General features: G+C 67.7%; 8 protein-coding genes. 3 read left to right on the forward strand and 5 right to left on the reverse strand.

Annotated features, from left to right (window positions below):
• The first annotated feature begins 318 nt into the window (after positions 1–318).
• Positions 319–1503, forward strand: a complete 1185-nt coding sequence (locus tag ACXAF3_RS11005; RefSeq protein ID WP_475112348.1) for an O-antigen ligase family protein — start codon at positions 319–321, stop codon at positions 1501–1503.
• A 20-nt stretch (positions 1504–1523) separates the two neighbouring features.
• On the opposite strand, the gene ACXAF3_RS11010 is transcribed toward ACXAF3_RS11005, so the two are convergent.
• Positions 1524–2864 carry a UDP-glucose dehydrogenase family protein gene (locus ACXAF3_RS11010; protein ID WP_475112349.1) on the reverse strand — a complete coding sequence of 447 codons (1341 nt, stop codon included), beginning with the start codon at positions 2862–2864 and terminating at the stop codon, positions 1524–1526.
• A gap of 179 nt (positions 2865–3043) precedes the next feature.
• Here ACXAF3_RS11010 and ACXAF3_RS11015 point away from each other — a divergent pair, with 179 nt between their 5' ends.
• The gene (locus ACXAF3_RS11015; protein WP_475112350.1) at positions 3044–3940 is read left to right on the forward strand and encodes an ELM1/GtrOC1 family putative glycosyltransferase; all 897 of its coding nucleotides are present in this window, start codon (positions 3044–3046) and stop codon (positions 3938–3940) included.
• A gap of 19 nt (positions 3941–3959) precedes the next feature.
• On the opposite strand, the gene ACXAF3_RS11020 is transcribed toward ACXAF3_RS11015, so the two are convergent.
• From ACXAF3_RS11020 to ACXAF3_RS11030, 3 genes are all read right to left on the reverse strand, one after another.
• Complete coding sequence (locus ACXAF3_RS11020; protein WP_475112351.1) at positions 3960–4625, reverse strand: YrbL family protein; 666 nt, start codon at positions 4623–4625, stop codon at positions 3960–3962.
• Entirely contained in the window at positions 4618–5763 is a 1146-nt protein-coding gene (locus tag ACXAF3_RS11025; RefSeq protein WP_475112352.1) for a glycosyltransferase family 4 protein, read from the reverse strand. Before ACXAF3_RS11025 ends, ACXAF3_RS11020 begins: the two co-directional genes overlap by 8 nt.
• Before the next feature lie 79 nt (positions 5764–5842).
• Positions 5843–6961, reverse strand: a complete 1119-nt coding sequence (locus ACXAF3_RS11030) for a glycosyltransferase family 4 protein (protein ID WP_475112353.1) — start codon at positions 6959–6961, stop codon at positions 5843–5845.
• A 178-nt stretch (positions 6962–7139) separates the two neighbouring features.
• Here ACXAF3_RS11030 and waaA point away from each other — a divergent pair, with 178 nt between their 5' ends.
• The gene (waaA, locus tag ACXAF3_RS11035) at positions 7140–8435 is read left to right on the forward strand and encodes a lipid IV(A) 3-deoxy-D-manno-octulosonic acid transferase (RefSeq protein ID WP_475112354.1); all 1296 of its coding nucleotides are present in this window, start codon (positions 7140–7142) and stop codon (positions 8433–8435) included.
• 187 nt (positions 8436–8622) lie between these two features.
• Here the strand turns inward: waaA and ACXAF3_RS11040 are convergent, their stop codons facing one another.
• Positions 8623–10158 carry a TolC family outer membrane protein gene (locus ACXAF3_RS11040; RefSeq protein WP_475112355.1) on the reverse strand — a complete coding sequence of 512 codons (1536 nt, stop codon included), beginning with the start codon at positions 10156–10158 and terminating at the stop codon, positions 8623–8625.
• Positions 10159–10316: the final 158 nt, after the last annotated feature.

Genomic DNA, 10316 nt, shown 5'->3' on the forward strand with positions numbered 1-10316 from the left:
TGTACCCGTGTGCGATAGCGCACAGCGGCCGCCTCCTCCGGCGCCCGTGTGTAGAGCTGGGTCGCGATCTCCCGTAAAATAGCCCGCCTTTGCGGCGGCCATCCGGCCGCCGTCCACTACGGGTTTCGGGGGCGGCTTTTGTTTTCTCTAGGTAGTATTTCGGGAAGGCTGCTTGGCGCGGAGCGCCCTCTGTGGCAACCCAATCGCCTGCTGGATCTCCCCCCCCCGCTACAGCTGTTCGGCGCCCTGGTTATTCTGCTGAACGCCTTTGTCTGGCCTCTGAGCGAAGATGGCGCCGGTCCCCTCAAGATTCTGTTGGTGCTGGTTACCGGTTGGGCGGTGTTCCGCCACGGGCGCCACCTGCTGCGCTCTCCGGTGGCCTGGCTGTTCGCCGCCTCGATTCTGATTCAGATATTGTCCTGGGCCGGGGTACTGCTCTCGCACCCGGAGTGGGCCGAGTCCTCGCCGAAGATGCACCGCCTGGGGAACTGGTTTGCGTTCGCGGCCATTGCCTGCTGGCTGGGCGGCAGCACCCGCAACACGCTGATCCTGTGGCTGGTGGCATTGGCGTCGCTGCTGCTGGTGCCCTGGGTGGTCGGCGGCGGCTTCGCCGAGTGGGCCGCCGGCGCTGCCGGTAAGCGTATCGATTTCGGTATTCACAACGCCCAGCACTCGGCGATGCTGTTCGGCACCGCGCTGCTCGGATTGCTGGTGCTGGCGCCGCGCCTGTTGCGCGCCGCGAAACCCTTTTCGATAGTCGCGCTGTTGTGGCTGGCGGCGGTGGCCATCTGCACGCTGGCGGTGCTCTACGCCCAGACCCGCGGTGTGTGGCTGGGGCTCTGCCTGGCGGCGCTGTTCTTAGGCGCCGTCGGTATTCGCGCGCTGCTGCTCCGGCTCGGGCCGGGCGGCGGGCGGCGCCTGATCGGCGCCGGACTCCTGGGGCTGCTGTTGCTGGTGGCGCTCGGGGGCAGGTTCGGCGATATCGTCGCCGAGCGGCTGGGATATGAGAGCGACACCATCGACGCGGTGCTCGCCGGGGATATCGAGGGCGTGCCCTTCACCAGCACCGGTATTCGCGTGCACACCTGGGTGGAGGCGCTGCCCTGGATTCAGGAGCGACCGCTGTTGGGCTGGGGCGGCAAGGGGCGCGGCCTGGTGATAGAGCACTCGCCGACCATGCCCCAGCACCTGAAAGATATCATGGGGCATTTGCACAACAGCTATCTGGACCTGCAGGTGAACAACGGCCTGCTGGGCAGTCTGCTGTGGCTGGCGCTGATGGGCTGGCTGCTGCTGGCGAGTGTGAGGACCTGGCGCCGGGGGGGGATGCCCGGGGATATTCTGCTGTTTTTCCTCAGCTTCTCCCTCTACTGGCTGGTGATCAACTGCTTCGAGTCCTACCTGTTTTTTGCCAGCGGCGGCTATGTGTTCGGGCTGGTCTGCGCCGGCGTGGCGACCCATATACTGAGGGCCGCCTTCCCCGCCCGGGGGGGCGGGGAGTAAAGCGCTGCCCAGAGAGGTTTTTACCCGGCTGCCACCCGCGGGCGGCCCACACAGTAGTATTCGATACCGGCGCGGGCCAGCTGCTTCGGGTCGTAGAGGTTGCGGCCGTCGAAGATCACCGGCTTGTTCAGGCCCGAGGTGACCGCTTTGACGTCTATCGCCTTGAACTGCTGCCACTCGGTGGCGATGATCAGCGCGTCGGCGCCGGCCAGGGCGCTCTCCTTGGTGCCGCACAGCTGCAGGTCTGCGCGCACGCCGTAGATGCGCTGGCACTCCTCCATCGCCTGCGGGTCGAAGGCCTGCACCCGGGCGCCGCGGCGCCACAGCTCTTCCATCAGCACGCGGCTCGGCGCCTCGCGCATATCGTCGGTATTGGGCTTGAAGGCCAGGCCCCAGAGGGCGAAGGTCCTGCCGCTCAGATCCTCGCCGAAGTGCGCGGCTATCTTCTCCAGCAGGTAGTGTTTCTGGCGCTGGTTGCGCTTCTCCACCGAGGTCAGGATATCCGGCGAGATGCCCAGCTTGCCGGCGGTGGTGACCAGCGCCTTGACGTCCTTCGGGAAGCAGGAGCCTCCGTAGCCGATACCGGCGTAGATGAAGTGGTAGCCGATGCGCGGATCCGAGCCGATGCCCTGGCGCACCTGTTCTATGTCGGCGCCGACCCGGTCGGCGATTTCCGCCATCTCGTTCATAAAGCTGATCTTGGTCGCGAGCATGCAGTTGGCCGCGTACTTGGCCAGTTCGGCGCTCTTGACGTCCATGGCCATGATCTTTTCGTGGTTGCGGTTGAAGGGCGCGTACAGCTGGCGCAGCGCCTCCTCCGCGTCTTTGCTGTCGGTGCCAATGATGATGCGGTCCGGGCGCATGCAGTCGGAGACGGCGGAGCCCTCCTTGAGGAATTCCGGGTTGGACACCACGTTGAAGGCCAGCTCCGGCAGGCCGCGTTTCTGCAGTTCGCCCGCGATGGTCTCGCGCACCTTGTCGGCGGTGCCGACCGGCACCGTCGACTTGTTGACGACGATCTTCGGCTCGCCCATATGTTCGGCGATGGTTCTGGCCACGGTCAGCACGTGGCGCAGGTCGGCGGAGCCGTCCTCGTCCGGCGGCGTGCCCACGGCGATAAAGATAATCTCGCCGTGCTCGACACCGGTCTTGGCGTCGGTGTTGAACTGCAGATTACCGGTGGCGATATTGCGCTCCACCAGCGGCGTCAGGCCCGGCTCGTAAATCGGCACCCGGCCCTGCTTCAGGCCCTCGATCTTGTCCTCATCGATATCGATGCAGAAGACTTTGTGGCCGGCTTCGGCCAGCACCGCCGCTTGAACCAAGCCCACATAGCCGGTGCCAAATACAGTTACATTCATTCGCGTATCCCAACTTCGTCGATGAGGTGATCAGTGCGGGTCCGGCACAGGGCCGGGCCGGCGGAATTGTACCCGAGAATGGCGAAATGCCCGAACGCTCCCGGCGGTGCGGGGATTAGCGCGACGCGGGGCTCTGGGCTATGCTTTGCGCCTTTTCCGATAGACAGAGGCCATATCCATTGCAACTGACCGTCTGGCGCTTTCTCGACGGCAACCGCGCCCACGAAAAGCAGAGTGCGGCGCTGGTGGCCGGCCTGCGCGACGGCTTTGCCGGCAGCCTGGAGTGCTTCGATATTCCCGCTTCGGTATCCGCTGCGCGACTGCTGTTCGGCGAGGCGCCGCAGCTGCGCGGGCTGCCGCGGCCGGACCTGTTGCTCGGCACCGGCCGCCGCACCCGCCTGCCGCTGCTGGCGGCGCGGCGCCGCTACGGCGGCCGTGCAGTGGCGATCAACCTGCCGCTGCTGCCGTTTCGCTGGTTCGACTTCGCCATAGTGCCGGAGCACGACCGGCCGCCGCCGCTGGAAAATGTGATCCTGAGCCAGGGCGCGCTCACCGAGCCGCTGCCCCGGGGGCGGATGACGCCGGGGCGCGGCCTGATACTGCTGGGCGGGCCCAGCAAGCACTTCGACTGGGATGCGGGATCGGTGCAGCGGCAGGTGCAGCAGCTGCTGCGGGCGCCGCTCGAGTGGCAGCTGTCCGACAGCCGGCGCACACCGGCCGGCACCCTGGAGCAGTTTTCCGCCGCCGGGGTGCGGGCGATCGACTGGCGCCGGTGTGCGCCGGGCTGGGTGCAGGAGCAGATGGCCGCTGCGGAGCAGATCTGGGTCAGCGAGGACAGCATCTCGATGGTGTTCGAGTCCCTGCAGAGCCGCGCTCGGGTGGGCATCCTGCGCGTGCCGAGCCGCAGGCGGGCGAACAAGGTGCGCGCGGCGGTGCAGCGGCTGGTGGACCAGGGGCTGGTCACGGACCGGGTGGAGGATGTGGTCGCGCCGCCGCGGCCGCGCGAACCGCTCGACCAGTACCGGGTCTGCGCGCGGGCGCTGCTGCGCCGCTGCGGTTTGCCGGTAGACGAATAGCGATAGGCCGGGCGGGGGCTTAACGCCGGACCCCGCGCGCCTCGAATTTCCGCCACGGCATCTTCTTGTCCGAGATCTCCCACTCCACGCGCAGCCACATGCGCTCTATGCGCCGGCGGATATAGCGCTCGGCAAAGTAGTCGGAAATTTCCGGCAGCGGCAGGAAGGCGGCGCTGCCGAGGCCGTCGATCAGGTAGATTTCCAGCTGCCCGCGCTCTTCGCGCAGCACCAGGTTGTGCGCGATCAGGTTCTTGGTCAGCACACCGCACTGCAGCAGCCAGTCGGCGAAGCGCTGCAGCGCCGCGTGTACCTCGCTGTCGAGGCCGTGCCGGTTCAGGTACTGGCGCAGTGTCGGCGCCGGCTCGCCCGCGCCATCCAGGATCATGTCGGTCACCGCCCCGGGGCCGAGGCTCGTCTGCTGTATGCCGTACCAGCGCGGCAGATGTCGCCACAGCACCTCGTCGCCGCGCGCCAGCGCGCGCTGTGCATAGCCCTCCTGTTCGCGCAGGTTATCGTCGAAGTAGTCCTCGCCGCGCCAGCGCTTGTACCAGGGCGCGCGCCCGAGCAGCTCCGCGGTGCGCCCCGGGCGCATCACTTTCACGCACAGGTTCGGGTCCTGCGGGTGGCGGTAGCAGAAACGGTTGCCGCCGCTGGCGAAGGGCTCGCTGTGGCTCAGATCAATCATTGCGGCCCCCCTGTAAATTGCGGCGCGCCGCCCGCTCTTCGAGCAGCGAGCGGTAGATCTCGATGGTGCGCCGGGCCTGGGTTTCCAGGGTGAACTCCGCGGCCAGCGTCGCCTTTTCCGCGGGGCCGTCGAGCAGTGTCGCGACCGTGTTGTAGAGCGCCTGCGGATCCGATCTGTCCACCAGCCCGCGGGGAAAACAGGCGCGCAGCGACTCCGCCGGGCCGCCGATATCGTAGCCCACCACCGGCGTGCCTATGGCCGCGGCCTCGATCACCGTGCGCCCGAAGGGCTCCGGGCGCTGTGACAGGTTGAACACCATCGCCGACTGGCTGTACCAGTAGCGGATATCGGACCTGTGGCCGACAAAGCTGACGCGCGCTTCGATGCCGCGATCGCGCACCCGCTGTTTCAGTTCCTCTTCGTAGTGCGCCTTGTTCGGCTCGCTGCCGCCGAGGATGACGCCGTGGATATCTGCGTAGTTCTCGGCGAGGCGCGCCATCAGATCGATAAAATCCTCCTGGCCCTTCCAGCGCGTCAGGCGCCCCGGCAGCAGCAGCCAGCGTTTGCCGCGCAGTTGCGGAAACTCGCCACAGGTTTTTTCCAGCCACTCCGGCGGCGGCTGTACCTGGGGGTGGAATTCCCGCGTATCCACGCCGCGGTAGACGACCAGCGGCGGCCGGCGCAGATCGTTCGGATAGTTTTTCAGCAGGTAGTCGCGCACGCACTCCGAGATCGCGATGGCTTGTTCGCTTTTCGCCATGATGGCGCTGTAGCGGTTGACCGAATAGAGACCGTGGGCGGTACTGACCAGGCGTGGGCGCGTGGCCGCGGGCATCTTCCTCCAGGCCAGGTAGGTCAGCCAGGCCGGCACGCGGGAGCGCACGTGCAGTATGTCCGCGTTCAGTTCGCTCAGAAGCCGGCGCAGCGGGCGGACCTGCCACAGGCTCGCGAGGGATTTTCTGTGGATCGGCAGGGTGATATGCCGCGAGCCCTCGCGCTCGAGCTGCTCGACCAGACGGCCGCCGCTGGAAATAACGATGGACTCGTGCCCGGCTTCCACCAGCGCGCGGGCGAAATCCACAGTGCCGCGCTCCACCCCGCCCGAATTCAAGGCGGGCAGCAGTTGCGTAACAATCATTGGCTATCTCACAGAGGCTCGGGCGAAGAGGGGCTGGCAGGGTGTTCGCGGGGCATTATAGAGGAGCCGGCCGGAGGAGTCATGACGCCTCGGCGTGGGCGCTGCACAGCAGGGACTCGTAGCGCTCGCACACCTGCGCCGCGATCCGCGCCCAGGTGAAAGACTGCTCGACGCGTGCACGCGCGGCGCGGCCCATGCCCTCGGCGCGCGCCGGATCCGCGAGCAGCGTCTCCAGGGCGCCGCGCAGCTGCTGCGGGTTGCCGGGCTCCACCAGCAGGCCTGTCTCGCCCTCTTCGATGATCAGCGGATTGCCGCCGACCCGCGTGCCCACCATGGCCAGCCCGCAGGCCATGGCCTCGAGGCCGGCGACGCTGGTGCCCTCCATCAGCGAGGGCAGCGCAGAGGCGTTGGCGCCCCGGTAAATTTCCGGCATCTCCCGGTTGTCCACCGGGCCCAGCAGGTGTGCGCGGCCGCTGGCGATCTTGCCGGCGAGAATGGTCTCTATCGCCCGCCGCTCCTCCCCGTCACCGGCGATCACCAGGTGCAGTCTGGGATCGTCTATGTCGGCCACCGCCTGCGCCAGGTAGCGTATGCCCTTGACCTTGGCCAGGCGGCAGGCGACGGCCACCACGAAGGCGTCCCCGTCGATGCCCAGGCGCGCGCGCAGCTCCGAAGGGCCGGGGCAAAACCGCTCCGGGTCCACGCCGTTGGTGATCAGCGTCACCGGCCGCCGGTAGCCGCAGGCCCGTGTTTTTTCCAATAGCAGTGGGCTCACGGCCAGCACCTCGCGGGCGCACTTCAGCTGCGCGAGGGATTTGCGCTGGCGCCGCTCGCCGCCGGAGGCGCGGCGCACAAACGCCGAGGTGTGGTTGGTGAATATCACCGGGCAGGGCAGGTCGCGGCAGGCGTTCAGCGGGCGCATGCCGTGCACGTGCACGATATCCACAGCCTCCGACTGCACGATTTTTTTCAGTGTGCGCGCCAGCAGCCAGTCGTAGAGCAGGTGGCTTTTGGGCAGGCGCAGGCGCTGGACCTCCACGCCGTCCACCAGCTCCCGTTGCGCCAGCCCGGGTTTGAGCCGCGTGATCACCCGCACCCGGTGTCCGGCCCGCACCAGGGCGCGCGAGAGCTCCAGCACATGGGTCTGTACGCCGCCTACGCTGGGAGGAAATTCGTTGCTGAGCATCACTACGCGCATCGGTTTCACCGCGCCGGGCCGTTTCTCTTGGGTTGTCACGGCAGATCATTTGTTACGGGCGCCGATCGCGCGAGCGGGGCAATCGGCAAATTGGCAGGTAGAATAACAGATTCCAGGCGCGGTCCGGCCAGTGAGGCGAGCCGGGGGCCGCAATCGTCAATCAGTGAACCGCTTGTCTATGGGATTTATTTACACCTGGCTGCTGCGCGTCAGTCTGCCGATCATTTTTGCCCGCCTCTACTGGCGCGGCCGGGTGCAGCCGGAGTATCGCCAGCGGCTGCGCGAGCGCATCGGCCGTGTGCCGGAGCGCGCCAGCCGCGCGCCGCTGGTCTGGGTGCACTCGGTATCGGTGGGGGAGACGCTGGCGGCGGTGCCGGTGATCGAACAGCTGGCCGCGCGCCATCCCGACTGGCAGTGGCTGGTGACCACCACCACGCCCACCGGCTCGGAGAGGGTGCGCGCGGCCCTGAAGCCGCTGCTCGGCGGGCGGCTGCTGCACTACTACCTGCCCTACGACCTGCCCGAATGCCTGCGCCCGTTTCTCGACGCGCTGCGCCCGGACCGGCTGCTGATCATCGAGACCGAGCTGTGGCCGAACCTGCTCGCCCTGTGCGCCGAGCGCAATATCCCCACGCTGCTTGCCAATGCGCGCCTCAGCGAAAAGTCCGCGCGCGGCTACGGCCGCTTTCCGCGCCTGACCCGGGCCATGCTCGGCAACCTGACCCGGGTGGTGGCCCAGTACGCCGCGGACGCCGAGCGCTTCGTGGCGCTCGGCCTGCCGCCGGAGCGGGTCACCGCCAGCGGCAATATCAAGTTCGACCTGAGTATCGATCTCGGCTTGGAGAGTGAGGCCCAGGCGCTGGCGCACCAGTGGCGCGGCCGCTCGGGCCGCAGGGTTTGGCTGGCGGCCAGCACCCACGACGGCGAGGAGGAGACCATCCTCGACGCCTTCGCGCGCCTGCTGCGCTCGCCGGAGCTGGCCGACCTGCTGCTGGTGCTGGTGCCGCGCCACCCGCAGCGCTTCGACAGCGTCGCGCGCCTGTGCCGCGAGCGCCATTTCAGACTGTTGCGCCGCAGCGACGGCGGCCTGCCGGATGCGCATCACCAGATACTGCTCGGCGACACCATGGGCGAACTGCTGAAGTTTTACGGCGCCTGCGATATCGCCTTTGTCGGCGGCAGTCTGGTGCCGGTGGGCGGCCACAACATGATCGAACCGGCCGCCTGGGGGGTGCCGGTGGTGTGCGGCCCGCACCTGCACAACTTCGCCACCGTCGCCGAACTGCTGCGCGGCGCGGGCGGCATGCGCGTGGCGGAGAGTGCGGAGCAGCTGGCAGACCAGGTGCGCGAGTGGCTGGACGACGAGGCGCTGCGGCACAGTGCCGGCGAGCGCGGCAGGGCGGTCGCGCGGGAAAACAGCGGCGCGCTGCGGCGGCTGCTGGATGAGATCGAGGATTTGACCCGGGGTTTGTAGGGCGGAAGCCCGCCGGGTATCTGCCCCTGCAAAATGGGCTCGGTGTTTTTCCGGTATTTCCCGCAGAAGGTCGGCGGGTCTGTTACCGATATGCGAAGGCTCCGCCACGGACCTGGCTAACAGGATTGCTTGGCGGCAGGCGGGGCAAACCGAGATCGAGAAAATCACAGCTTGCCCCCGCGGAGGGTTACTTGGAGAGCGTCGGCGCGCCGGTCTCGGTGATGCGGGTCACCGGCTGCGCCGGATTCAGTTTGGCCTCCAGCTGCTGCAGGTCGTCCGGGGCCAGCAGGCCGGCCACGCGCTTCAGGCTCAGGGTATTGAGGATGTAGTCGTAGAGCGCGTTCGCGTAGTCGGTCTGTGACTGGAACAGGGTGCGCTGGGCCAGCAGCACGTCGACGATATTGCGCGTGCCCACCTCGTAGCCGGCCTGGGTCGCGTCCAGTGCGCTCTTGGCGGATACCACCGCCTGCCGGCGCGCCTCCACGCGAGAGACATCGGTCACCACGGCGCGGTGCAGGGTGCGGGTGTTCTGCACCGTATTGCGCTCCGCCAGGTTGCGCAGATCCTCGGCCTGGAAGGCCAGGTTGCGGGCCTCGCGGCGGCTGGCGCTGAGGCGGCCGCCGGTGAAGATGGGTACGTCGAGGCGGATGGCGGCGATCTTGGTCTCTATCTCGTCGTCGACGGGAAAGTTGTCGGTGCTGCCGAAGGCGGTGGCGTCGGTATCGCCGTCGCTGATGTCCTTGCGGTAGGTCAGCGATCCGGTCAGGGTCGGCAGGTGCTCGCTGGCGGCGGCGCGGGCGCCGTAGCGGGCGGCCTCGGCGGCCAGGCGCGCGGCCTTCAGGTCGAAGTTGTTGGCGAGCGCGAAGTCCACCCAGGCGCTGCGGTCCACGGGTTCCGGCGGCGCGACATTGAAGGTATCCACCAGCGGCGCGACCGAGTCGTGGTGCGTGCCGGTGAGCACGGACAGGGCGTCGAAGTTGCTCAGCAGATTGTCCTGTGCGGTGAGGCGGCGGGCCACGGCGCTGTCGTAGGCGGCCTGGGAGTCGTACACATCGGTGATCGCGGTCAGGCCCACCTCGAAGCGCTGTTGGGTCTGCTCCAGCTGCTTGGCCAGCGCCTCCTCCTCGGCCAGCGCGGCCTCGAGCACGTCGTGGGCACGCAGCACGTCGAAATAGGCGGTGGCCACGCGCAGCATCATCTCCTGCTGGTTGGCGCTGAATTCTGCCGCGGCCTGTTCGCTGGCCGTCTTGCCCTGCTTGTAGCCGAACCAGGCGGGCGCGTCGAAAATGGCCTGAGTCAGGCTGGCGGAATAGGTGCGGTCGTCGGTGTCGGTGTTGGACTTCACCGGGAAGCTGATCAGGTCCGCCTGATCGTCCACACCCGCGCCCTGGGTCTGTACGCGGGTGGCATCGATCTTGCTCCTGGCGACCTCGGCCGAGGCGTTGATCTGCGGCAACAGCGCGGAGCGGCCCAGGTTCTTGGCTTCCAGACCGGCGTGATAGGCGGCGCGATCGGCGGCCAGCTGCTGGTCGTTGTCCAGTGCCTGCAGGTAGACCTCCCACAGGGTATCGGCCTGGGCCTGCATGGCGCCGAGGCCCAGCACGGCGGCGGCGAGCGGAGCCTTCAGCGCCGCGAAAGCCTGCGCCCTCAAGGCCGCTATGATATGAGTCTTGCGCGGGCGCCGCTGGCGGCCTCGCGATTCGGAGCGATCACTTCTTTTCATCTGTTTCAACTTCCTGTGGCGGGTGCGGTCTTCAAGCGTCAACTTCTTCGGAGCAGCGGGGCCGGGCTGCAGATGGTGCGGAGAGCCCCCCGAAACTCGCGAAGTGTTTATTGCTGCCAGTCTCCCCAAATGCAGTCGCGAGAGTGTACCCGGGGGCC

The sequence above is a fragment of the Microbulbifer sp. ABF4_143 genome, from assembly GCF_056160225.1.

Coding starts and splice junctions, on each gene's coding strand:
- ACXAF3_RS11010 (WP_475112349.1), bottom strand. CDS start 2,864: ATGAATGTAACTGTATTTGGCACCGGCTATGTGGGCTTGGTTCAAGCG.
- ACXAF3_RS11020 (WP_475112351.1), bottom strand. CDS start 4,625: ATGATTGATCTGAGCCACAGCGAGCCCTTCGCCAGCGGCGGCAACCGT.
- ACXAF3_RS11025 (WP_475112352.1), bottom strand. CDS start 5,763: ATGATTGTTACGCAACTGCTGCCCGCCTTGAATTCGGGCGGGGTGGAG.
- ACXAF3_RS11030 (WP_475112353.1), bottom strand. CDS start 6,961: ATGCGCGTAGTGATGCTCAGCAACGAATTTCCTCCCAGCGTAGGCGGC.
- waaA (WP_475112354.1), top strand. CDS start 7,140: ATGGGATTTATTTACACCTGGCTGCTGCGCGTCAGTCTGCCGATCATT.
- ACXAF3_RS11040 (WP_475112355.1), bottom strand. CDS start 10,158: ATGAAAAGAAGTGATCGCTCCGAATCGCGAGGCCGCCAGCGGCGCCCG.